Raw genomic sequence first — 21,457 nt, 5'->3', positions numbered from 1 at the left:
CTTCAGGTCTCGCCGAGCGCGTACACGTCACCCGCATGGGTCGCCGCGAGGACGACGCCGTCGACGACCGTCGGAGCGGCGCGGACGCCCTGGAGCAAGACGTCGGTGTAAGTGCGCTCGCGAGTCCGGAAGGACCACCGCTCTGTCCCGTCTTCGACCGCGATCGCGCGGACGGTCCGGCCATCGCCGAGGTACGCGACCCCGTCCGCGACCATCGGCGCGGTCGCGCCGGCGACCTCGTCGTCGCTCCACAGCCGCTCTCCGCCGGTGCCGACGGCGACGAGCCCGAGTTCGGTCGGAACCACCGCCGTGTCGGCCGCGACGGCGACCGACCGCCGGACGGGTCCCAGGAGGTCGTCAGTCCATTCGACGGTTCCGTCGCCGAGGTCGAGCGCGTACAGGGTCCCGGCTCGCGTTCCGATCAGCACGCGGCCGTCGGCGACGGTCGGCGTCGCGGTCGCGTCCCCGTCGACGTCGGCCGTCCACAGTTCCGCTCCCGAGGCGGCGTCGTAGGCGACGACACGGGGATCGCCCGCGCCGTAGACGACGGTTCCGTCGGCGACGGCGGGCGCGGAAGCGTACTCAGCGAGGTCGTTGCGCCACCGTTCGGTCCCGTCGCGGTCGAACGCCGCGACGGTCTGCGTCTCGTAGCCGCCTCCCACGAACACGCCGTCGTCGGTCACGGTCGGCGCCGTCGTGATCTCCGTGTCGGTCAGCCGCCGCCACCGCACCTCGCCGCTCTCGGCGTCGACGGCCGCCAGTCCGCGGTCGGTCTCGCCCCCGCCGTTCCAAACCGTCACGTATGCGATGCCGTCGCGAATCGCCGGCGTCGACGACCCGTCGTGACCGACCTCCGTCGACCACTGTACCTCGCCGGTCGCGAGATTGAGACGAAACAAGGTCCCCGAGAAAGAGACGTACACCCGATTGCCCACGACGACCGGCTGCGAGTGGTCGTACCGGAACGGCGTCCGCCGCCAGAACACGTCGATGTCGTCTGTCGGTCCCGCATCCTCGCGGCGTCCGACGTGCGCCGGTCCCCACTGGAACTGCGACCGGGGGCCGTCCTCGGCGCCGTTCGTTTCGACCTCTCGGTTCAGTTCGGGGTCCGACCCGTCGCTATCCGATCGCTCGTCGTCGCCGCCAATGCGCACGTCGCCGAGACAGCCAGCAACTCCGACGAACCCACCGACCGCCAAGGTGGAGAGGGCAGTTCGTCTGTTCACGGCTCAACGTCCCCGAGAACGCTATAAGTGCCTTCTGTCGCCGGCGCGGTCGAGAGTTCCGTTGTCGGAATTGTTATTGTGCGCGCGGCGCAATACTAAGGCAATCATGGACGACGACGCGGACGACTGGGCGGCACAGGTGGAGGCGCAGCGGGAGGCGAAGACGCAGCAGTTCCGCGAGTCGGCGCGGTCGCCGCTACCGGTCTCGATGCGGGGCGACGGCTTCCCCGGACTGGCGTACTACGACCCGGACCCGGCGTACCGGTTCGTCCTGCCGCTCCACGAGCACGACGAAAAGGAGACGGTGACCGTCGAGACGACGGCCGAGGGCGAACAGACGTACCGCCGGTGGGGGGAGTTCCGCTTCGAGGTCGACGGCGAGGCGGCGACGCTCCAGGCGTATCGGCCGGCAGACGGTGCGGACCGGTTCTGGGTGCCGTTCCGCGACGCGACGAGCGGCGACGAGACGTACGGCGCGGGCCGGTACCTCGACTTAGAGCCCGACCGCGACCGCGTCGACGGCGAGTGGGTCGTGGACTTCAACCTCGCGTACAACCCGACGTGCGCGTACAACCACGCCTACGAGTGCCCGCTCGTCCCGACGGAGAACTGGCTCGACGTCGCCGTCGAGGCCGGCGAGAAGGACTTCCCCGCGGAGCCGGCCGGAGCCGACCACTGACTGGGGGCGAGGACCCCATGTCGTCGGTCGGAGCCACCGATCGGCGCAGGGGGCGCAGCGCCGCGAGCCCGAGCGCCGGCCGGTGTGAGAGTTTCCGACGGAAACGCGTCACTTCGGCCGTTTTCGCCGGTCGTGCGTATCCGTCGCATGCCCCCGGACGCGGATGACAACCCACATTAACCATGAATCCGAACGGCCGGACATGAGCGATTCGTACGTGATCATCGGTGACGGTATCGCGGGCGCGTCCGCGGCCGAGACGCTCCGCGAGGAAGCGCCCGACGCCGAGATCACGGTTCTCACGGACGAGGGTGAGTCCCTCTACAACCGGATTCTGATCAAGGAGTACGCGAAGGGGAAGCTCCCCGAGGCCCCGATCTCGATCCACCAGGAGGACTGGTACGACGAGCACGACGTCGACCTCCGGCTGAACACGGTCGTCGTCGACATCGACGTGGAGAACGACGCAGTCCACACCCACGAGGGGGAGACCTTCGAGTACGACTCCCTCCTGCTCGCCATCGGGGGCACGCCCCAGCAGCTCCCCGTCGAGAACGCCGACGCCGACGGGATCCACCACTTCTGGACGTTCCAGGACGCCCGCAACATCAAAGAGAGCGTGGAGGGCGCCGAGAAGGGCGTCATCGTCGGCGCCGGCCTCCTCGGCATCGACTTCGCGGCCATCTGCGGCGCGCAGGGCGTCGAGGCGAAGTACCTCATGCGCGGCGACTGCTGGTGGCGCTACGCGCTCTCCGAGGAGGGCGCGGAGATCATGCACGAGGCGATGCGCGAGCGCGGCGTCGAGCCGGTCTTCGACTCCGGCGTCGACCGCTTCGAGGTCGACGACGAGGGCCACGTCGAGGCCGCGGTCGACCCGAACGGCGAGCGCTACGAGTGCGACTTCGCCGGCGTCGCCATCGGCCTGAACTTCAACACCGAGCTCGTCGAGGACACGCCGCTTGAGCTCGATGACGGCATCGTCGTCGACGAGTTCATGCGCACCAACGTCGACAACGTGTTCGCCGCGGGCGACATCACCACGTTCAACGACCTCATCCTCGGCGAGCACGCGAAGAACGGCTCGTGGGGCTCCGCGAAGGAGCAGGGGTCCATCGCGGCCCGCAACATGCTCGACTACGGCAGCGAGGCGTTCAAGTGGGTCTCCTCGTACTCGATCACGCACTTCGACTTCCCGTTCCTCTCGTTCGGCCACCCGACGCTCGGCGAGGAGTCGGTGGAGGCGACCACCGGCGACGCCGAGTGGCGCCGCGTCGCGCTGAAGGACGGCAAGGTCGTCGGCGGCGTGCTCATCGGCGACCTCTCGCCGCAGTCCGCGTTCAAGCAGCTGATGCGCGAGGGCCGCGACGTGAGCGGACAGACCGACCTCCTCATGGAGCCCGGCTTCTCCGTCGACGACCTCGCGGCGACGACGGAGCAGTAGAACGCGACGCCGCGTCCGACTACCTTTTCGCCCGCGGGGGCGTACTCTCCGCTCATGAACGCTGGACGGCTTCCCGACGGGGACTTCTTCGCCTCCTTCGTCGCGGAGTGTTCGGACCCGGTCGTCTCCGTCGACGGCGAGGGAGCGATCGTCCACGCGAACCCGGCGACCGCGTCGGCGTTCGGCTACAAGCCGAACGAGCTACAGGGACGCGAACTCGCGTTCATCGTCGCGCCGGACGCCGGCGACGCGGGGGCCGAGTCGGTTCGGGACCGGATCGCGCGGGTCGAGGGACTCGACGAGAGCGGGAGCGTTTCGGTGCCGATCCGCCACGCCGACGGCCACACGGTGACGTTCTCCGTGCGCTTCCACGAACACGTTCCCGGCGGGGCGGGAGGCGACGGTGGCGACGAGGCGGACCGTGACGGCCGCGATCCGGTGTACACTGGGATCTTCCGTGACGGCGTCGAGGAGGTCGGCGGCCGGCGGGCGGAGACGTTCCGCAACCTCGTCGAACACGCCGGCCACGCGATTTACGTCACCGACACAGACGGAACGATCGAGTACGTCAACCCGGCGTTCACCGAGCAGACCGGCTACGAGCCGGAGGAGGCCCTGGGCGAGACCCCGGCGATACTCAACTCCGGCGAGATGCCCGACGAGTACTTCGACGCGCTGTGGGCGACCCTGCTGGACGGCGAGGTGTGGGAGGAGGAGATAGTCGACCGACGCCGCGACGGCGAGCCGTATCACGCCCACCAGACGATCGCGCCCGTGGTCGACGACGACGGGGAGGTGTCGCGGTTCGTCGCCATTCAGACGGACATCACGGAGCGGAAGGCCGCCACGGGGCGGCTGAAGCAGTACCGGGACATCGTCGAACGGCTCGACGACCCGGTGCTCCTCCAGAACCGCGACGGCGAGTTCGAACTGCTGAACGAGGCCGTGAGCGAGTTCGCGGGCGTCGACCGCGAGGCGCTGTACGGCACCGACGAGTTCGCGCTCATGGACCCGGCGGCCGCGGCCGAGATAGACGAGCGCCGGCGGGAGGTGCTCGAACGCGAGGAGACGGTCGAGTACGAGGTCTCGCCCGAGTTCCCGACGAGCGGCCGCGAGGCGACGTTCAGCACGCAGCGGTACCCGTACTACGACGCCGACGGCGAACTGGCCGGGACCTTCGCCATCTGCCGGAACGTCACCGACCGCAAGCGCCGGGAGCGGGAGCTGGAACGGTACGAGCGCGCCATCAACGGGGCGACGGACCTCATCGCCGCGGTCGACCGCGACGGGCGGCTGCTGTTCGCCAACCCGCAGTACCGGGAGTACCACGGGATCGGCGACCGCGACGTGACGGATCTGACGCTCGCCGACGTCGTCCCGGAGGGGAGCTACGAGCGCGTCGAGAGACAGGTGGAGCGGGCGCTCCGTGGCGAGTCCGTCGAGTACCGGACGACGCGGACCCACCCGACCCGCGGGAAGCGGACGTTCGACGTCCGGTACTACCCGCTCGACAGTCCCGACGGCGAGGCGCCCGCCGGCGTGGTCGGCGTGCTCAGGGACGTGACCGACAGCGAGAACCGCGCGCGACAACTGCGGGTCGTCGACCGCGTCCTCCAGCACAACCTCCGGAACGCGCTGACAGTCGTCAGGGGGCGCGCACAGCAGATCGCGGCTGGCGACGCCGACCCGGCCGCCGCCGCGGAGTACGTCGTCTCCCGGGCCGACGACCTCTTAGAGACCAGCGAGAAGGCCCATCACATCACCGAGATACTGAGCGACGGGGCGGAGACGGAGCGCGTCGACGTCGGCCGGATCGTCCGACAGGTGGCGGCCGCGGCGGCCGACGAGTTCCCGAGCGCGACCGTCGACGTCTCGGTGCCGGACGACGGGATTGCGGTCGCGTCCGCGACGACGTGGCTCTCGCGGGCGGTGGACGAGATGATCCGGAACGCGATCGTTCACCACGACCGGGACCGACCGACGGTCGAGGTGTCGGTCGAGACGAGCGACGACTCGGTCGCGGTCCGCGTCGCCGACGACGGGCCGGGACTGAGCGACATGAACCGAGACGTGCTCGTCGACGGCACCGCGGTCGACGCGCTGTACCACGGCAGCGGCCTCGGCCTGTGGCTCGTCTACTGGGTCGTACAGCAGTCGGGCGGCTCGGCGGCCGTCGCGGACGCGGAGCCCCGCGGCACGGCGGTCACGCTCACGCTGTCGCGCCGGGAGGGCCGACTCCCCGGTGAGTGAGGCGTCGACGACGGGCCCGCCGAGCCCGCGGCCTCGGTCGGGACGGCGGCCGCCGCGAAACGCTTATGATTAATCGTGTTATACGGTATCACATGTCACTCAGAGACACCGGGCGACGGCTGCGGCTCCGCCGCACCGGCCGCGTCCCGTCGGACGCGCGCGTCCGCCACTACGACGAACTGGACGACGACGAGCAGGGCGTCGTGCGGGAGCTGGCGGGCGAGCCGTGGACGGCGCCCGAGACCGGCGACCTCGACGACGGCGACGTGGTGAAGTTCACCGACTACTACCTGGTCCGGTCGCGGTGACGGCGGCCGCCTCGGGGTGAGCGGCCGGCGGGCTACGCGGAAGCGAAGTTGTTTTCGCCGGCGGGCGGCAAGCGGGGCGCATGGACAGCGGCGGATCCACAGACATGACGCTGGCGTTCGAGTTGGAGGCGCTGAAAGCGCTCGCGGACCCCAACGCGGTGTTCAACAACGCCCGGCAGTGGACGGAGTACGTCGGGGTCGTCAGCGAGAAGCCCACCTACGTCGTCACGAACTTCACGCGGAAACACCGCGTGCGACAGGACTTCTTCTCCGGCCCGCGCGGCGTCGAGGAGAGCTTAGAGAACATCAGCGGACAGTTCGACACGGATCGGCACGTCTTCGTCGGCGTCGACGACGAGGACGAGGCCGTCGCCGAGGCGACCGGGTGGGAGTTCCTCCAGGTCGAGGACGCCGCCGAGGCCGCGGGGTGGACGCTCGCGACGGGCGAGCCGGACGATGAGGCGCCCGAGGAGCAGGCGCGCGACGACTGGCCCTGACGAGACCGGGAGGTGTTTTGACGCGGGCGCCGAAGGCGGACGTATGACCGACCACGGCGACGACAGCCACGACGGCGACCATTCTGGAGATGGCCACGATGGCCACAACCACAGTCACGATGACCACGGCCACGATCACGATGATCACGGCCACGGAGACCACGGCCATCACCACCACGACGCGGACTCGGTCGCGGCCGCGGTCGTCACGGTCTCCTCGTCGCGGGGCGCGGACGAGGACCCGGCCGGCGACTACGTCGCGGCGGCGTTCGAGGAGGCGGGCCACGAGGTGTCGGTCCGCGAGCTGATCCCGGACGACTACGACAGCGTCCAAGGTACCGTCGACCGACTCGCTCGGCGGAAGGACACCGACGTGGTGGTGACCACCGGGGGGACGGGCGTCACGCCCGACGACGTGACGCCGGAGGCGGTCCGCGGCCTGTTCGCGAAGCGGCTCCCCGGGTTCGGCGAGCTGTTCCGCCGGCTCTCCTACGAGGAGGTCGGCACGCGGACCATCGGCTCGCGCGCGACCGCCGGCGTCGTCTCCGCCACGCCGGTGTTCTGTCTCCCGGGCTCGGAGAACGCGGTCCGGCTCGGCGTCGACGAGATCGTCCTCACCGAGGTCGGCCACCTCGTCGGGCTCGCCGGCCGCGGGCTCGACGACGAACCGGCCGAGGACGAGAACGGAGAGGGAGGGCAGGGTGACGACGCGGATAGCCGCGACGGCGGAGGGGGCGACGAGGAAGGCGGAGACGCCTGACCCAGGGGGCGCTCAGACGGCGGTGAGGAAGTTCCGGATGAGGTCGTGGCCCGACCCGGTCAACACGCTCTCCGGGTGGAACTGGACCGCCTCGATCGGGTGCTCGCGGTGGCGGATCCCCATCACGATCGACTCGCCGTCGTGGTCCGTGGTGGCCGTGACGTCGAACGCCTCGGGGACTTCGGTGGCCGCCAGCGAGTGGTAACGGCCGGCGCGGAATCCCTGGTCGAGCCCGCGGAACACGCCCTCCCCGTCGTGGTCGACGGGGAACGCCTTGCCGTGGACGGGCTCGGGGGCGTGCCCGACGGTCCCGCCGTACTCGTAGACCGCGGCCTCCAAGCCGAGACAGACGCCGAGCGTCGGCACCGACGGCGAGAGGTCGCGGAGCACCGACATCGTCACGCCCACGTCGCGGTCGTTCTTCGGGTGGCCGGGCCCCGGACTGATGATCACGGCGTCGGGCTCGGCCGACTCGATCTCGTCGAGCGACGCCGTGTTCTTGAACACGTCGACGGCGACCGGCTCCCCGCCGATCGTCTGGTCGGAGACGTACTCGACGAGGTTGTAGGTGAACGAGTCGAAGTTGTCGACGACGGCGACCTTCATCGCTCCGCCTCCGTGCCGGTAGCGAGCGGCCCGTCGTCGCCCTCGGCGGGCGCCGCCGAGTCGGCGTCGCCGTCCCGCGCTTCGTCCTCGCGGATGCGGTCGATCGCGGTCAACACACCGTCCATCTTCTGTTCGGTCTCCTCGTACTCGGCCGCGGGGTCGGAGTCGGCCACGAGGCCAGCGCCGGCGCGCACGCCGACGACGGACTCGTCGCCCGACTCGTCGAGCGTCGCGGTCCGGATGACGATCGCAAAGTCGGCGTCGCCGGTCCACGAGTAGTAGCCGACGCCGCCGCCGTACGCCTCCCGCGGGGTCGTCTCTAAGTCGTCGATGATCTCCATCGCGCGCACCTTCGGCGCGCCCGTGAGCGTCCCGGCCGGGAACGTCGCGCGCGTCGCGTCGAACGCGTCGGCGTCGGCCGCGAGCGTCCCCGTCACGGTCGACTCGATGTGCTGGACGTGGCTGTACTTCAGCACGTTCATGAACTCCTCGACGCGGACGGAGCCCGGCTCGGAGACGCGCCGCACGTCGTTGCGCGCGAGGTCGACGAGCATCGTGTGCTCGGCACGCTCCTTGCCGTCCGCGAGCATCTCGCCCGCGAGCCGCCGGTCCTCGACCGGGCTCGTGCCGCGCGGGCAAGTGCCGGCGATCGGGTTCGAGACGACGCGGTCGCCCTGGACCGACACGAGCGTCTCCGGGCTTGCGCCGACGACGGTCCGGTCGTCGTGTCTGAGCACGTACATGTACGGCGAGGGGTTCACGTCGCGGAGCGCCGCGTACAGCCCGAGCGAGTCGACCTCGCCGCGGAGCTCGCGACTGCGCGAGATCACGCCCTGATAGATGTCGCCGTCGAGGACGTGTCGCTTGGCGGTCCGGACGGCCTCCTCGTACTCCTCGCGCGGGTCCGCGGACTCCTCGCGCACGCGGACCCCGTCCGGGTCGGGCGGCGCGGCCTCGCGCAGTTCGGCCGCGACCCGCTCCGCCTCCGCGACGAGGTCGTCGTAGACGGCGGCGGGGTCGTCGTCGACGCCGATCACGGGCGTGAACACCAGCTCGGCGCCGCCCTCCTTCTCGTCGAAGACGACGGTCCGGGTCGTGAGCGCGAACTCGGCGTCGGGGAACTCGGTCTCGGGGCGGTCGACGCCGACCTCCTCCAGCCAGAGGTCGTACACCGCCTCGTACGCGAGGAACCCGACGAACCCGCCGGAGAGGATCTGCCGATCGGTGTCCGGGAAGCCGCGCAGGCTCACGTCGGGGAACGCCGCGCGGACGCGGTCGACCGCGTCGCCCGCGGCGGGTCCGAGGTCGCCGTCGGTCGCACCCGCGCCAGCGCCGACGAACTCGGCGGCCGGTCCCAGCTCGGTCACCTCGGTGCGGTCGGGGTGGACCGAGACGATCGCCTCGGGGTCGTAGCCGACGAACGAGTAGCGGGCGTGCCGGTCCGCCTTCCCGCCCGCGGTGAACGCGCCGTCGGGGTCGCTGGAGGCGACCTTCTCGCCGGACTCCAGCAGGAAGCCGTACGGCCCCTCGCCGACGAGGGTCGCGTACGCGCCCAGGGGGGTCACGTCGGCGTCGAGCGCGGCCGACGCGCGGACCACGACCGGCCGCTCGGCGTCGGCCGCGAGGTCGACGAACTCGGCCTTCGTCCGGTTCAGCGGGGGCGCGTCGCTCATGCCAGCTCCATCTCCCGGCCCGCGTTCGCGACGAAGCGGGCGACCGCGTTGTGGTCCTTCCGCCCGCCCTCGATCTCGACGCCCGAGGCGACGTCGACCGCGAAGGGGTCGGCGACGCGGACCGCCTCGGCGACGTTGTCGGCCGTGAGCCCGCCCGCCAGCACGACCGGGGTCGTGAGCCGGGCGGCGAGGTCGCCGGTCGCGCGCCAGTCGTGCGTCTCGCCCGTCCCGCCCGCGCCCGAGTCGTCGGTGGAGTCGACCACCAGCGCGTCGACCGCGCCGTCGAGCTCCTCCGCGCGGGCCGGGTCGTCGGCGTCGACCGTGAGCAGCACCTTCCGCTCCGTCTCCGCGCGGACGTACCGCAGCTCGTCGAGCGTCCACTCGCCGTGGAGCTGGATCGCGTCGGGGGCGACTGTCCGGGCGAGCTCGACCGCGCGCTCGGCGGAGTCGGGCATCGTCACGAGCGTCGCGGTGACGAACGGGGGCACGGCGGCGAGCAGCTCGGCCGCCGTCGCCGGGTCGACCTCGCGCGGCGAGTCGACCGGGACCTCCGTGATCACGCCGACCGCGTCGGCGCCCGCGTCGACCGCGGCGCGGAGGTCGGCCTCGTCGGTGAGCCCGCAGATCTTCACCCGGGCCATCAGTCGTCGTCCTCCGCGGTCGCCCCGAGCCCGCCGTCGACCGGCTCGCCGTCGCCGCAGAGCGCCGCGAACTTCTCGGCGGCCGCGCCGGAGTCGATCGCCTCGGCCGCCCGCTCGACGCCCGCCGCGAGCGTGTCGGCCTCGCCGGCGACGTAGATGGCCGCGCCCGCGTTCGCCAGGATCAGGTCGCGCTTCGGGCCCGTGACGGAGCCGTCGACGATCCCGCGCAGGTCCGCCGCGTTCTCCTCCGGACCGCCGCCGGCGACCGCGTCGATCGGGGCCCGGTCGAGCCCGAGGTCCTCCGGCGCGATGGTGAACTCGGTCACGTCCTCGCCGTCGACCTCGGCGGCGACCGTCTCGTCGTGGATGCCGATCTCGTCCATCCCGGCGCCGTGGACGACGAGGGCGCGCTCGACGGGCATGTGCGCGAGCGAGCGCGCGATGACGGGGACGAGGTCGGGGTCGTAGACGCCGAGCACCTGCGCGTCGGCGCCCGCGGGGTTCGTGAGCGGCCCGAGGACGTTAAAGATCGTCCGCATGCCGAGCTCCTTCCGGGGGCCGATGACGGCCTTCATCGCCGGGTGGAAGACCGGCGCGAGCATGAAGCCGATCCCGTCCGCCTCGATCGCCGCCTCGACGGCGGGCGGTTCGGCCTCCACGTCGGCGCCCGCGACCTCCAGCACGTCCGCGCTCCCCGACGACGAGGAGACGGAGTAGTTGCCGTGCTTCGCGATCGGCACGCCGGCGCCCGCGGCGACGATGGCGGCGGTCGTCGACACGTTGATCGTGTCGTAGTCGTCGCCGCCGGTGCCGCAGGTGTCGACGAGCGGCTCGCGGTCGGGCTCGATCGTGCGCGCCGCGTCGCGCATCCCCTGCGCGAAGCCGGCGATCTCGGCCTCGGTCTCGCCCTTCGTCCGGAGCGCGGCCAGCAGCGCCCCGATCTGGGCGTCCGTCGCCTCCTCGAAGACCAGCCGCGCGGCCTCGCGCGCCTCGGCTACGGTCAGATCCTCCCCGTCCGTCACGCGCTCGACCGTGTCGTTGAGATTCATTGTGTCCACCGATGTAGTATTCCGCGTTGTGATGTACAAGTATGTACACTAATTTAACGCTGTCGCCGTGACGGGAAGCGGTACCACGCGCCGTGAACGCGGAAGAACACGAGGAGAGGCGACCGAGAGCGGAGAAGCGACGCCGACGGCAGAGCGGATCAGCCCCTACGCCGGGTCGAGCGCCCGCGACCCGTCGGCCTCGACGACGACCACGGGGACCTCGGCGTCGCCGATGACGGTGTCGGTCGTGGAGCCGAAGACGAAGCGGCCGACGGTCCCGGTGGTCGGCGCGCCGACGACGACGAGGTCGTAGTACGCCGACTGCTCGACGATGGCGCCCGCCGCGGTCCGGTCCTCGACGAGCCATCGGTCCGCGCGGTCGAACCCGCCGAGCCTGTCCTCGGCCGCGTCGAGGAGCCGCTCGCCGGCCGCCGCGTAGTCGGTGTCGTCCGCGTCGCTTGCGGCGACGACCGTGCCGGAGGCGTCCTCGTCGGGGCCGGCGTCGGCGAGCGCCGCGTCCGAGGGGACGACGTGGAACAGTTCGAGCCACGAGTCGGTCTCCGACGCGATTTCCCGCGCCACGTCGACGGTCGCGCCCGAGTGCGGGCCGGGGCCGACGGCGACGAGGACCGAGGAGACCCGGTCGGGGCGGTCCGCGCGGTCGGCGCCGTTCAGCGACACGTCGGCGGCGGCCGGGACCTCGCCCGCCTCGTCGACCGCGGGCCGGATGACGGGGTCGCCGACCGCGGGCTCGGCCGCGTGGCCGGCGCCCCCGGTCCCGACCGAACCGCCCGACCCGCCGCGTGCCCCGCCGTTTTGCGTCCCGCCCTCGCGGGCGTTTCCACCGTCGGCGTCGCTCCCGTCCATGTGCGAACGTCTGACGCTCGTCAGATAAATCCCGTTGGTTCCGCGACCGTCACGGTCCGAGGCGGTGCGCTGCGGGGCCGGACCCGGGAGGTCGCGACCCGAAACGCGGGCGCGCTACTCCCGGAAGAACGCCTCGTCCTCGAACGGCTCCGCCTCGCCCTCCACCGCGAGCACGTCGAGCGCGGTCACCTCGGCGCCGACGCCGAGCAGGCCGGCGAGGCTCGGCTCGGTGCGTCCCTCGTCGCCGGAGATCAGCTCCTTGATGTAGAGCCCGCCCTCGCCGCTGATCTCGACGGTCGCGCGCCGCGGGTCGTCGAGTTCGGCGGTCGCCTCGTACACGTCGCGCTCGCGGGTGATGCTCGCGCGGCGGTGGTCGACGCGGTTCGGCGTGTACTGCTCGACGGTCGCTCCCTCCAGCTCCGCGACCGCGTCGGCGAGCGCGTCGGCGTCGACGTCGGCGTCGAACGCCACCTGCGCGCGGTACCGCTTCCCGGCGTCGTGCTCTTTCACGCGCTCGACCATGTCGTAGGTCGCGAGCCGGAGGCCCTCGACCTCGACCGCGCCGTCGGCGAACGCGTTGATGTCGGACTGGAGGCGGTCGGTGTCGACCCGGCGCCGGCGCGGCTCCTCGACCTCGATCACGAACGGGCGGCCGGTGCCGAGCATGAGGGCGTCGACGTCCTCGCGGCCCGCGCCGTGGAACGTCGCCTCGGTCCCGTCCATCACGTCCTCGACGATCGGCGCGGTGTACTCCTCGACGCTGTCGTCGTAGAGGTAGCCGGAGCCGCCGCAGTGGTCGCAGGGGTCGGCGCCCTGCCGTCCGGAGCCCTTACACTCGCGGCAGGGCCACTCGGTCTGGGGGATGTCGCGCTCTAACTTCCGGTACCGGCCGTAGACGAACGTGGAGTTCACCTTCGCGGCTATCTCGTCCTCGGCCAGGTCGATCGTGAACTGGACGTCCGGGCGGTCGAAGGAGACCTCGGCGCCCGTCGCCCGCCCGACCCGCTTGCCCACCTCGCGGTTGAACTCCGACTTGAACGGCTCGCCCGCGTCCTCGTCGAGGCCGGCGTCGGCGCGGAGCAGCGCCTCGTTCTCCTCGATCAGCGGCGGCGGGCGCGTGCCCACGTTGTACGTCTCGAACTCGATCCCCTCGACCGCCTCGGCGGCGCGGGCGGCCCAGTCGTCGAACTCGGCGCAGCGACCCTCGCACACCCAGCAGTCCGCGGTGTCGACCGCCTCGTGGTCCTCGTCGTCGCGCAGCGCGAGCGACACCCGGAGCGCCGAGCCGCGGTCGGCGTTCGACAGCCCGAAGCTCCGGTCGGCGACGAGCCGGCCGAGACAGGCGTCGCACACGGGCCCGGTCTCGGTCGCGCGCGCCGCGACGTCGAGTACGTCCATACGCCATCCAGCGCGCCGGGTGGTAACTGTCTTACTACTCGGCCGAGACCGGGCGGCCGAGGCCCGGCGCCCGAGCGACGGCTCGCCCCGCGGACGAGGGGCGGAGTCGGATCGTTCAATGTCGCCCGGGCGGAGGGGATCCGTATGGGAACGCCACGCGATGCGCGGGAGGACCAGGTCGCCGAGGTCCTCGACCGGCTGTACGAGGAGTACCCGGACTCGACCATCTCGCTCAACTACTCGAACCGGCTGGAGCTGCTGATCGCCGTCATCCTCTCGGCGCAGTGCACCGACGAGCGCGTGAACTCGGTGTGCGCCGACCTGTTCGAGACGTACGAGACGCCCGAGGAGTACGCGAACGCGCCCCAGGAGGAGCTCGCGGAGGCGATAAACTCGATCACCTACTACAACAACAAGGCGAAGTACATCCGCTCCGCGTGCGCGGACATCGCGGAGAAGCACGACGGCGAGGTGCCGGACACGATGTCGGAGCTGACCGACCTCGCGGGCGTCGGCCGCAAGACCGCGAACGTCGTCCTCCAGCACGGCCACGACGTGGTCGAGGGCATCGTCGTCGACACCCACGTCCAGCGGCTCACGCGGCGGCTGGGGATCACCGAGGAGGAGCGTCCGGAAGCGATCGAACAGGACCTGCTCGACGTGGTCCCCGAGAGCGACTGGCAGCAGTTCACCCACCTCATGATCGACCACGGTCGCGCGACGTGTACCGCGATCAACCCCGACTGCGCCGACTGCGTGCTCGCCGACGTCTGCCCCTCGGAGAAGGGCGACGGCGACGTGGACCTCGCGAGCGGCGAGGCGTGGTGAGCGGGTCAGAGAGCGTTCGGGACCGATGTCGTTCGGCATAGTGTATTTAAAGGCCCCGCCGATGCGGGGAACGGGCCGGATCCGTCTCGCCGGGAGGGAACCCGCTCGCCGGTTTATACGTTCGTCCGGTGTATCCGTAGGTGAGGAGAGACACTATGTCCACCAAAACCACGAACGAGTTCGGCGGCGAGATCGGCGGAATCACCCTGTTGGGGAAGGCGCACTCGCTGTCGGCGCTGTTCATCGTCCTGCTCCGGGCGACCATCGGCGGGATGATCCTGTTCGCCGGTCTCGGGAAGGTCTCCGAGTGGCCGTTCGACGCCGCGGGCTACCTCGCGAACATCGACCCGGCGAGCCCGGTCAGCGGGCTGTACGGGGCGATGGCGTCGAGCCCGGCGCTCATGGAGGTCGTCAACGTGATCGTTCCGGTGACGCAGCTGCTCATCGGCGCGGCGCTCATCGCGGGCGCGTTCGTCCGGCTGGCCGCGCTCGGCGGCGCGATCCAGATGACGCTGTTCTACCTCGGCGGGTGGAGCGGCGAGGCGCTCGCGCTGTTCGACTCGACGCTGGTGTACGCATTGGTGTTCCTCACCGTCGCCGCGTTCGGCGCGGGCCGCGTCCTCGGACTGGACGCCTACATCGAGCGGATCGAGGTCGGCGGGCAGGCGCTCGTCGAGCGGTTCCCGAAGCTCCGCTACGTCCTCGGCTGAACGGGGGCGACGCGGCGCGGGGGGAACCGGGCGCGTGACGGCGCGCCGCCGACTCGTTTTCGATGTGCGACGTACGGTGTGGCTGCTTCACTTTTCGCAATCAGTTTTGGAACGGAGAGCGGCCGCGTTGCCACCGCGCGTTGATAAATGTCTGACTGTGAATCGCCGGGGGATGCCTCCAAAGACCCAGCCGCTCGGCGAGACGCGACCGCTCCTGCCGAGGAGACCTCCAAAGCCCCAGTCGCGAGTAGGCGACGCAAGCACCGGAACGAGGGAGCGGTAGCGACCGAGTGAGGAGCGCAGCGAGCGTACGGGCTCCTCGCGACTGCCCCTTTGAGTCCCGGCCCGCACGGCACCGCACCTCACGCCTCCCCAGCCTCGTCGGTCGCCGTCGCTACGCTCGGCGACCGACTCCCTCGCGCGTGCGACTCGCGGCCTGCGGCCGCTCGCCGGCACGCGCCGCCGCAACGGCTCGTGTTGGTGTAGCCGCTCGCGGCACCGGCCCTCCGTTTCGGGTTCCAATCGATATAAGACCGCGCGGGCGGAACGGGGGCGTAATGGAACTCGGTTCGCGGGACGCGTTCTCCCGGATGGGGACGCTCGGCATCGAGGAGGAGTTCTACATCGTCGATGCCGAGGGCCGCCCGACATCCGGGACCGACGACCTCGTGTACGGCCGCGACCCGCCCGCCGCGGTGCCCGAGGGGTTCGACCACGAGCTGTTCGAGTGTACGATCGAAGCGCAGACGGAGCTGATCGAAGACCCCGCGGACGCCGCGGACGCGCTCGCGACGGTCCGCGAGGCCCTCGTCGACCACGCCGCAGCCGACGGCTATCAGATTGCGGCCGCCGGCCTCCACCCGGCGGCGAAGTGGCGCGAGCTCGACCACGTCGAGAAGCCGCGGTACCAGGCCCAACTGGACCGCATTCAGTACCCCCAACACCGGAACACGACGGCGGGGCTCCACGTCCACGTCGGCGTCGACGACGCAGACAAGGCCGTCTGGGTCGCGAACCGCCTGCGGTGGCACTGCCCGGTCCTGCTCGCGCTGTCGGCGAATTCGCCGTTCTGGAACGGGTTCGACACCGGGCTCGCCTCGGCCCGCGCGAAGGTGTTCGAGAACCTCCCGAACACCGGCATCCCGTCGGCGTTCGAGGACTTCGACGCGTTCCGGCGGTACGAGCGCCGGATGGTCGAGACCGACTCCATCGCCGACCGCGGCGAACTGTGGTTCGACGTGCGCCCCCACACGGGTCACGGCACGGTCGAGGTGCGGGCGCCGGACGCCCAGCGCGACCCCGACGTGACCCTCGCGCTCGCCGAGTACGTCCGGGCGCTGGTCGTCGACTACGCCGAGCGGTACGAGGACGGCGAGTCGCCCGCGTCGCTGCGCCGGGAACTGCTCGACGAGAATAAGTGGCGGGCGATCCGGCACGGACACGACGCCGCGTTCGTCGACCGCGACGGCGAGGGGACGACCCCACTGGGCGAGGTGGTCGACGCCGAGTGCGACCGGCTCGGGATCGACGGCATCCGGGAGGTGTACGAGGCCGAGAGCGGCGCCGCGCGCCAGCGCCGGATCCGCGAGGAGTCGGGCGCCGACGCGCTGCGCGCGGACCTCCTCGTGAGTCCCTGACGCCGTCGTCATCCCCTGACACCGGGGCCGAAAGACCCGAAAACGCGCTCCCGGCGTTCCGTCGGAACGAAAGCGACGAGAAACCCTTTTGGCCGCGTAGCTCCCACTCTCCGCCATGACCGCGAACGATTCACCCTCCGAACCGGGCGACGACGCAGAGGAGTCCCCGACGGAGCGGACCCGGGAGGAGCTGCGGAAGACGAAAGAACGGCTCGGCGAGGGCGCCGACAGGGCGGTGAAGGGGTTCGACGACAACGTCGTCGACCTGCTCGCGTGGCTGCTCGACACCGAGACCCGGGCCCGCATCTACGTCTACCTGCGCGACAACCCCCACAGCACGAGCGACGAGGTCGCCGACGGCACCGGCCTGTACCCGAGCACCGTCCGCGAGGCGCTCGCCGAGCTCCACGACGAGGGCACCGTCGAGCGCGACAAGCGGAAGGCCGAGGGGGCGGGCAACAACCCCTACGAGTACGAGGCCATCGCGCCGAGCGACCTCGTCCGCGGCGTCGTCGGCGACGTCCAGGCGGAGCTGAACGCCGTCTTCAACCTCGACCGCCGGCTCGGCGGCGAGTCGCCCGACGGCGACACCGAGCCCGTCCAGATCTCTGTGGACGGCGACGGCGAGCCCGTCGGCGACGCGGACGCGGACGACGGCGGCGACGAGCCGTCGAACTGAGCCGGCGGCGGTTCGGGACCATTTAAGTTCGACCCGCGTAACGGAGAGGCATGAACGTCGCGCTGGGGGGTACGTTCGATCCCGTTCACGACGGCCACCGCAAGCTGTTCGAACGGGCGTTCGAGCTGGGTGACGTCACCGTCGGGCTCACCTCCGACGAGCTGGCGCCGGAGACCCGACACGTCGAGCGGTACGTCCGCCCCTACGACCGACGCGAGCGCGACCTCGAGGCGGAGCTGGCCCCCCGCGCCGAGGCGCACGGCCGCGACTACGAGATCCGCGAGCTGACGGAGCCGACCGGCATCGCCGTCGAGCCGGAGTTCGACGCGCTGATCGTCTCCCCCGAGACGAAGGCGGGCGGCGAGCGGATCAACGAGATCCGCGCCGAGCACGGCCGCGACCCGCTCGACCTGGTCGTCGTGGACCACGTGGCGGCGGAGGACGGCGAGCGCATCTCCTCGACGCGGATCGTCGCGGGCGAGATCGACGAGCACGGCAACCTCACCCCCGACCGCGAGGGGCGGGGCGCGACGCGCCCGGAATGACCGGCAGCGAGGCAAGCGAGGCGGACGCGGCCGCCTCCCGGCGCGCGACGTTGCGTCGGATCGCCCTCGGCGAATCCGGCTTCGAGCGGGCGACGGTGTGGAGCGCGGTCGGCTTCGCGCTGTCGTACGCGGCCTTCGACGCGACGGCCGCGGTCGGCGTCGGCGACCCGGCGGTCGTCGGCGCCCTCGCCGCGGTGACGGCGGTCGCCGCGGTCGCGTTCGCGGCGACCGGGGGCGGCGCGTTCCCGGCGATCCTCCTGACGTACGGCCCGTTCGCCGGAACGTTCCTCCGGGGACTCGGGCCGGAGCCGTACGTCCTCCCGTTCACCGCCGGCGGCCCGGCGGCCGCCGCGTTCACCGCCCCGCTCGCGCTCGCCGGCGCGGTCGCGGTCGCGGTCGGCGCCGCGTCGACGGTCATCGGGTATCTTCTCTCGCGTATCGCCGCGTCACGGTAGGATCGAACTCGGGCCGTCTCAGTCGTCGAGCGTCCCGTTCAGCACCTTCGCGGCGACGAGTATCGGGTCCCACACCGGGCTGAACGGCGGCGCGTACGCGAGGTCGAGCCGCTCGACCTCGGGGACGGTCATGTCCGCCTCGATCGCGGTCGCGAGCGTGTCGATCCGGACCGCCGCGCGGTCCGTGCCGACGATGCTCCCGCCGAGCAGCCGCTTCGTATCGCGGTCGGCGACGAGCGTCACGTCCGTCTCGGCTGCGCCCGGGTAGTAGCCGGAGCGCGAGCCCGCGGTCACCGTCTCGCTCACCGGGTCGAACCCGGCCGCCTCGGCCTCGTCGCGGTCCAAGATCCCGACGCGGGCGGCCTCGGCGTCGAACGCCTTCACCGCCGCCGTGCCAGCGATGTCGCCGACCGGCGTCGGGTCGCCGGCGACCGTCGCCCCGATAGCGCGCCCGGCGCGGTTCGCGGTGAGGCCGAGCGGGACCCAGTCCGGCTCGCCGGTCACCGCGTGGCGCGCGGTCGCGCAGTCGCCCGCGGCGTACACGTCCGGGAGGCTGGTGCGGCCGTGGTCGTCGACCCGGATCGCCTCGCCGGGCCCGAGGTCGACGCCGGTGCCGTCGAGCAGGTCGGTGTTCGGCCGGATCCCGACGCCGACGACCGCCATGTCGACGGGGAACCGCTCGGGCGCCTCGCCGCCGCCACGTCCGACCTCGATCGCCTCGATCCGACCGTCACCGACGAGCGCGTCGACCGGGGCGTTCGTGTGGACGGTCACGCCCTCGGCTTCGAGCGCCGCCTCGACGCGGTTCCCGACGGTCTCGCCGAACGGCGAGAGGAGGTGGCCCGAGCGGTGGAACACGTGGACGTCCAGCCCGCGCTCGGTGAGCGCCTCGGCGACCTCGACGCCGACGTACCCGCCGCCGACGACCGCCGCGGTCTCGGGGGCCGGCATCGCGGCGTTGCGGTCGACGCGCTCGCGGTCGACGGCGCTCACGTCGGCGCGGGCCGGGTCGTAGGCGTCCGGCTCGGCGACGTAGGCGTCGATGGCGGCGGCCGCGTCCATGTCGTGGAGCGTGAACGCGCCGTCGACGCCGCGCACGTCGAAGGGGCCGGTGGTCGCGCGCGCCCCGGTGGCGACGAGCAGGCCGCCGTACGCCCGCTCGGAGCGGTCGCCGTCGGCCGTCTCCACCGTCACGCGCTTCGCGTCGGGGTCGACGGCGACGACCTCGTGGCCGCGCCGGAGGTCGATCCCCCGCTCGTCGACCTCGCTCGGCGACAGCGACAGCAGGTTCGACATCCGGTCGACGTAGCCGGCGATGAAGTACGGCATCCCGCAGTAGGCGTACGAGATCCACCGGCCCTTCTCGAAGACGACGACCTCGCGGTCGGGCGCCTCGCGGCGGAACTTACTGGCCGCGCTCAACCCCGCCGCGTCGGCCCCGACGACCACGAACGGATCGCTCATGGCCGGATATCGACGGGGCGGGTGAAAAAGTCACGCCGCGGGTGCGGGTCGGGCACGCGACCGGTCGGGTGCGGGCGCGGGGCGTGGGGCGGTCAGTCGCCGTCGTCGTCCGCCAGCCGCGAGAGGGTCTCGCGGGCGTTCGCGACCGCCTTCTCCTTTTTCGCCGGGTACGCCTCGACCTTCGTGCGAACGGTAACCCCCGGTCCGAGCCTGATGTCGCCGCGGAACGCCGCCTGCTTGTCGAGACGGAGGAACAGCGCGCAGTTGTCGTCGACCCGCTCGTCGAGCTCGTCGAGGACGCGGTCGAGGTCCTCCAGCTCGGAGAGCCGGTCGAGGACGTGGCGCATCTCGTCGGCCCGCTCGACGCGGGCCGAGAGCACGACGATCCGGTCCCCGTGATGGCCGACGTTCTCGACGCGGTCGAGTTCGACGTCCTCGGGCAACAGAGAGCGGAGCGCCTGCTCGACGCGTTTGACGTCCTCCGTGGCGTACGAGAACGCGCGGAGGTCGACGTAGTGGAAGGGGACTTTCGGCATACGGTACGGATGGGGGCGGCGTTACTCCTCGCTCTCGACGGCGTCGAGCGCGTCCTCGGGGACGCCCGTCTCCTGGCCGTCCTCGAAGCTGACCGTGTACGTCGCGTCGCCGAACATCGTCTCCATCACCTGCGTGATCGTGCCCGACTCGCCGTCGTACTCGCTGTGCTTGTCGTGGAGCACGACCTCGTCTTCCTTCTCGAAGCTCATGGCGATTCGTTCCGCCGGGACGGTTAAAAGCGCGCGGATCCCGACCGAGACGAGGGACGTGAGACGGCGACGGCCTCGGGGAAGCCGCCACCCGTCGCCTCACGTCACGGCGAGCAGCGCCGCGCCGAACGCGATCATCAGCGCGAGCCCGACCGCGAGCCAGACGAGGGCGCTGTCGACGGCCACCGCGACCGCGACCGCGGCGCCGACCGCGACGAGCCCGAAGACCGCGCCCGCGACCCCGCCGCTCCTGACGAGGCGGTCGAGCGCGTTCACCGCGCGCTGCCCGGGCGGGATCTCCGGGGGTCGCTCCGGGGGCGCCGAGAAGGTCTCGTCGACCGCGACCGACTCGCTCGGGGTCTCGGGCGACGGGTCGATCCGAACGTCGACGTACGCCGTGTTCGAGCCGTAGCCGGTGACGATCTTCAGTTTGCCGCGGACCGGTTCGTCGACGTCGGCCGTCGAGACGTGGACGCGGCGGGTGGCCTCGTCGGCGACGAAGTGGTTGCCGTCGTCGAGCGCGGCCGCCCGGTCGAGGTCGTCGTCGAAGTGGAGGTGGACGTGCGTCGAGCGCCCGCTGTTCTCGAGCACGACCGGGAACGGCCCGTCGGTGACGAACGAGTCCGGCGCGTCGATGTCGTGGACCGCCTCCCCGTTCAGTTCGACGTCGAGTGTCGGCACGGTCGGGACCACGCCCCCGTACTAAAAAAAGATTCACACGAGCGAGGGGTTTCGAGGCAGGGGACCGCCGCCGTCGCCCGCTCGGCTCGGCCCTACGCCGCCGCCTCTTCGCGCATGTCCGGCGGCAGGAGGTTCGGGATCCCGTCCTCGATGGGGTACGTCTCGCCGCACTCCGTACAGGTGAGCGTCCCCGCGAGCACCTCCTCGTCGTCCTCGTCGTCGACGTCGAGTTCAAGGGGCGCCTTGTCGAGCGGACAGCAGATCACGTCCATCAGGGATTCCTTCATACCGCTCGGTTGGGGTGGACCGATAAAAAA

24 protein-coding genes are annotated in these 21,457 nt (G+C 71.5%); 12 read left to right on the top strand and 12 right to left on the bottom strand.

What is annotated here, in order from left to right; translation table 11 throughout:
* Window positions 1-2 precede the first annotated feature (2 nt).
* Complete coding sequence (locus EXE44_RS01235) at window positions 3-1,226, bottom strand: PQQ-binding-like beta-propeller repeat protein (RefSeq protein WP_137715614.1); 1,224 nt, start codon at window positions 1,224-1,226, stop codon at window positions 3-5.
* A gap of 106 nt (window positions 1,227-1,332) precedes the next feature.
* Between EXE44_RS01235 and EXE44_RS01230 the strand changes: the two genes are divergently transcribed.
* From EXE44_RS01230 to EXE44_RS01205, 6 genes are all read left to right on the top strand, one after another.
* Complete coding sequence (locus tag EXE44_RS01230; protein WP_137715613.1) at window positions 1,333-1,905, top strand: DUF1684 domain-containing protein; 573 nt, start codon at window positions 1,333-1,335, stop codon at window positions 1,903-1,905.
* Between the two features lie 202 nt (window positions 1,906-2,107).
* Complete coding sequence (locus EXE44_RS01225) at window positions 2,108-3,346, top strand: NAD(P)/FAD-dependent oxidoreductase (protein ID WP_137715612.1); 1,239 nt, start codon at window positions 2,108-2,110, stop codon at window positions 3,344-3,346.
* Between the two features lie 54 nt (window positions 3,347-3,400).
* The gene (locus EXE44_RS01220; protein WP_137715611.1) at window positions 3,401-5,596 is read left to right on the top strand and encodes a PAS domain S-box protein; all 2,196 of its coding nucleotides are present in this window, start codon (window positions 3,401-3,403) and stop codon (window positions 5,594-5,596) included.
* Window positions 5,597-5,688: 92 nt separating this feature from the next.
* Window positions 5,689-5,904, top strand: a complete 216-nt coding sequence (locus EXE44_RS01215) for a hypothetical protein (protein WP_233559299.1) — start codon at window positions 5,689-5,691, stop codon at window positions 5,902-5,904.
* Window positions 5,905-5,984: 80 nt separating this feature from the next.
* Window positions 5,985-6,401 carry a hypothetical protein gene (locus EXE44_RS01210; RefSeq protein ID WP_137715610.1) on the top strand — a complete coding sequence of 139 codons (417 nt, stop codon included), beginning with the start codon at window positions 5,985-5,987 and terminating at the stop codon, window positions 6,399-6,401.
* 43 nt (window positions 6,402-6,444) lie between these two features.
* Window positions 6,445-7,161, top strand: a complete 717-nt coding sequence (locus EXE44_RS01205; RefSeq protein ID WP_137715609.1) for a molybdenum cofactor biosynthesis protein B — start codon at window positions 6,445-6,447, stop codon at window positions 7,159-7,161.
* Window positions 7,162-7,173: 12 nt separating this feature from the next.
* Here EXE44_RS01205 and trpG read toward each other — a convergent pair whose 3' ends face one another.
* The 6 genes from trpG to EXE44_RS01175 form a co-directional block, all read right to left on the bottom strand.
* Window positions 7,174-7,767 (bottom strand): anthranilate synthase component II, encoded by a 594-nt coding sequence (gene trpG, locus EXE44_RS01200; RefSeq protein WP_121562164.1) that lies wholly within the window; start codon window positions 7,765-7,767, stop codon window positions 7,174-7,176.
* Window positions 7,764-9,440, bottom strand: a complete 1,677-nt coding sequence (gene trpE / locus EXE44_RS01195) for an anthranilate synthase component I (protein ID WP_137715608.1) — start codon at window positions 9,438-9,440, stop codon at window positions 7,764-7,766. The genes trpG and trpE overlap by 4 nt, the downstream gene beginning before the upstream one ends.
* The gene (locus EXE44_RS01190; protein ID WP_121562162.1) at window positions 9,437-10,081 is read right to left on the bottom strand and encodes a phosphoribosylanthranilate isomerase; all 645 of its coding nucleotides are present in this window, start codon (window positions 10,079-10,081) and stop codon (window positions 9,437-9,439) included. Before EXE44_RS01190 ends, trpE begins: the two co-directional genes overlap by 4 nt.
* Entirely contained in the window at window positions 10,081-11,130 is a 1,050-nt protein-coding gene (trpD, locus tag EXE44_RS01185; RefSeq protein WP_137715607.1) for an anthranilate phosphoribosyltransferase, read from the bottom strand. Before trpD ends, EXE44_RS01190 begins: the two co-directional genes overlap by 1 nt.
* 165 nt (window positions 11,131-11,295) lie before the next feature.
* The gene (locus EXE44_RS01180) at window positions 11,296-11,997 is read right to left on the bottom strand and encodes a universal stress protein (protein ID WP_137715606.1); all 702 of its coding nucleotides are present in this window, start codon (window positions 11,995-11,997) and stop codon (window positions 11,296-11,298) included.
* A gap of 114 nt (window positions 11,998-12,111) precedes the next feature.
* Window positions 12,112-13,395: a tRNA pseudouridine(54/55) synthase Pus10 gene (locus EXE44_RS01175; RefSeq protein ID WP_137715605.1), complete on the bottom strand. Its 1,284-nt coding sequence runs from the start codon at window positions 13,393-13,395 to the stop codon at window positions 12,112-12,114.
* 144 nt (window positions 13,396-13,539) lie between these two features.
* On the opposite strand from EXE44_RS01175, the gene nth reads away from it, so the two are divergent.
* From nth to EXE44_RS01145, 6 genes are all read left to right on the top strand, one after another.
* On the top strand, window positions 13,540-14,223 hold the full coding sequence (nth, locus tag EXE44_RS01170) for an endonuclease III (protein WP_137715604.1): 684 nt from the start codon (window positions 13,540-13,542) through the stop codon (window positions 14,221-14,223).
* A gap of 155 nt (window positions 14,224-14,378) precedes the next feature.
* Window positions 14,379-14,933 carry a DoxX family protein gene (locus EXE44_RS01165; RefSeq protein ID WP_137715603.1) on the top strand — a complete coding sequence of 185 codons (555 nt, stop codon included), beginning with the start codon at window positions 14,379-14,381 and terminating at the stop codon, window positions 14,931-14,933.
* 557 nt (window positions 14,934-15,490) lie between these two features.
* Window positions 15,491-16,570 (top strand): glutamate--cysteine ligase, encoded by a 1,080-nt coding sequence (locus tag EXE44_RS01160; protein WP_137715602.1) that lies wholly within the window; start codon window positions 15,491-15,493, stop codon window positions 16,568-16,570.
* A gap of 115 nt (window positions 16,571-16,685) precedes the next feature.
* Window positions 16,686-17,249: a winged helix-turn-helix domain-containing protein gene (locus EXE44_RS01155; RefSeq protein ID WP_137715601.1), complete on the top strand. Its 564-nt coding sequence runs from the start codon at window positions 16,686-16,688 to the stop codon at window positions 17,247-17,249.
* A gap of 50 nt (window positions 17,250-17,299) precedes the next feature.
* Window positions 17,300-17,794 carry a phosphopantetheine adenylyltransferase gene (locus EXE44_RS01150; RefSeq protein ID WP_137715600.1) on the top strand — a complete coding sequence of 165 codons (495 nt, stop codon included), beginning with the start codon at window positions 17,300-17,302 and terminating at the stop codon, window positions 17,792-17,794.
* Window positions 17,791-18,249, top strand: a complete 459-nt coding sequence (locus EXE44_RS01145) for a hypothetical protein (protein WP_137715599.1) — start codon at window positions 17,791-17,793, stop codon at window positions 18,247-18,249. Before EXE44_RS01150 ends, EXE44_RS01145 begins: the two co-directional genes overlap by 4 nt.
* An 18-nt stretch (window positions 18,250-18,267) precedes the next feature.
* Here EXE44_RS01145 and EXE44_RS01140 read toward each other — a convergent pair whose 3' ends face one another.
* The 5 genes from EXE44_RS01140 to EXE44_RS01120 form a co-directional block, all read right to left on the bottom strand.
* A complete protein-coding gene (locus tag EXE44_RS01140; protein WP_137715598.1) occupies window positions 18,268-19,713 on the bottom strand; it encodes an FAD-dependent oxidoreductase in 1,446 nt (481 codons plus the stop codon).
* Between the two features lie 92 nt (window positions 19,714-19,805).
* Window positions 19,806-20,249 carry an RNA-binding protein gene (locus EXE44_RS01135; RefSeq protein WP_137715597.1) on the bottom strand — a complete coding sequence of 148 codons (444 nt, stop codon included), beginning with the start codon at window positions 20,247-20,249 and terminating at the stop codon, window positions 19,806-19,808.
* Window positions 20,250-20,270: 21 nt separating this feature from the next.
* Window positions 20,271-20,459 carry a hypothetical protein gene (locus tag EXE44_RS01130; protein ID WP_006113388.1) on the bottom strand — a complete coding sequence of 63 codons (189 nt, stop codon included), beginning with the start codon at window positions 20,457-20,459 and terminating at the stop codon, window positions 20,271-20,273.
* A 99-nt stretch (window positions 20,460-20,558) separates the two neighbouring features.
* On the bottom strand, window positions 20,559-21,140 hold the full coding sequence (locus tag EXE44_RS01125) for a hypothetical protein (RefSeq protein ID WP_173228113.1): 582 nt from the start codon (window positions 21,138-21,140) through the stop codon (window positions 20,559-20,561).
* A 92-nt stretch (window positions 21,141-21,232) separates the two neighbouring features.
* A complete protein-coding gene (locus EXE44_RS01120; protein WP_173228114.1) occupies window positions 21,233-21,427 on the bottom strand; it encodes a methytransferase partner Trm112 in 195 nt (64 codons plus the stop codon).
* Window positions 21,428-21,457 lie beyond the last annotated feature (30 nt).

Origin of the sequence: Halorubrum sp. SS7 (assembly GCF_005435055.1) — an archaeon.
In the GTDB taxonomy this organism is placed as follows: Archaea; Halobacteriota; Halobacteria; order Halobacteriales; family Haloferacaceae; genus Halorubrum; species Halorubrum salinarum.
The sequence above is the reverse complement of the archived record's forward strand: the minus strand, read 5'-3'. Positions and strand labels throughout refer to the sequence as shown.

Bases quoted from the DNA above. Each gene is read 5' to 3' on its own strand.
- EXE44_RS01230 (WP_137715613.1), top strand. From the start codon at position 1,333: ATGGACGACGACGCGGACGACTGGGCGGCACAGGTGGAGGCGCAGCGG.
- EXE44_RS01225 (WP_137715612.1), top strand. From the start codon at position 2,108: ATGAGCGATTCGTACGTGATCATCGGTGACGGTATCGCGGGCGCGTCC.
- EXE44_RS01220 (WP_137715611.1), top strand. From the start codon at position 3,401: ATGAACGCTGGACGGCTTCCCGACGGGGACTTCTTCGCCTCCTTCGTC.
- EXE44_RS01215 (WP_233559299.1), top strand. From the start codon at position 5,689: ATGTCACTCAGAGACACCGGGCGACGGCTGCGGCTCCGCCGCACCGGC.
- EXE44_RS01210 (WP_137715610.1), top strand. From the start codon at position 5,985: ATGGACAGCGGCGGATCCACAGACATGACGCTGGCGTTCGAGTTGGAG.
- EXE44_RS01205 (WP_137715609.1), top strand. From the start codon at position 6,445: ATGACCGACCACGGCGACGACAGCCACGACGGCGACCATTCTGGAGAT.
- trpG (WP_121562164.1), bottom strand. From the start codon at position 7,767: ATGAAGGTCGCCGTCGTCGACAACTTCGACTCGTTCACCTACAACCTC.
- trpE (WP_137715608.1), bottom strand. From the start codon at position 9,440: ATGAGCGACGCGCCCCCGCTGAACCGGACGAAGGCCGAGTTCGTCGAC.
- EXE44_RS01190 (WP_121562162.1), bottom strand. From the start codon at position 10,081: ATGGCCCGGGTGAAGATCTGCGGGCTCACCGACGAGGCCGACCTCCGC.
- trpD (WP_137715607.1), bottom strand. From the start codon at position 11,130: ATGAATCTCAACGACACGGTCGAGCGCGTGACGGACGGGGAGGATCTG.
- EXE44_RS01180 (WP_137715606.1), bottom strand. From the start codon at position 11,997: ATGGACGGGAGCGACGCCGACGGTGGAAACGCCCGCGAGGGCGGGACG.
- EXE44_RS01175 (WP_137715605.1), bottom strand. From the start codon at position 13,395: ATGGACGTACTCGACGTCGCGGCGCGCGCGACCGAGACCGGGCCCGTG.
- nth (WP_137715604.1), top strand. From the start codon at position 13,540: ATGGGAACGCCACGCGATGCGCGGGAGGACCAGGTCGCCGAGGTCCTC.
- EXE44_RS01165 (WP_137715603.1), top strand. From the start codon at position 14,379: ATGTCCACCAAAACCACGAACGAGTTCGGCGGCGAGATCGGCGGAATC.
- EXE44_RS01160 (WP_137715602.1), top strand. From the start codon at position 15,491: ATGGAACTCGGTTCGCGGGACGCGTTCTCCCGGATGGGGACGCTCGGC.
- EXE44_RS01155 (WP_137715601.1), top strand. From the start codon at position 16,686: ATGACCGCGAACGATTCACCCTCCGAACCGGGCGACGACGCAGAGGAG.
- EXE44_RS01150 (WP_137715600.1), top strand. From the start codon at position 17,300: ATGAACGTCGCGCTGGGGGGTACGTTCGATCCCGTTCACGACGGCCAC.
- EXE44_RS01145 (WP_137715599.1), top strand. From the start codon at position 17,791: ATGACCGGCAGCGAGGCAAGCGAGGCGGACGCGGCCGCCTCCCGGCGC.
- EXE44_RS01140 (WP_137715598.1), bottom strand. From the start codon at position 19,713: ATGAGCGATCCGTTCGTGGTCGTCGGGGCCGACGCGGCGGGGTTGAGC.
- EXE44_RS01135 (WP_137715597.1), bottom strand. From the start codon at position 20,249: ATGCCGAAAGTCCCCTTCCACTACGTCGACCTCCGCGCGTTCTCGTAC.
- EXE44_RS01130 (WP_006113388.1), bottom strand. From the start codon at position 20,459: ATGAGCTTCGAGAAGGAAGACGAGGTCGTGCTCCACGACAAGCACAGC.
- EXE44_RS01120 (WP_173228114.1), bottom strand. From the start codon at position 21,427: ATGAAGGAATCCCTGATGGACGTGATCTGCTGTCCGCTCGACAAGGCG.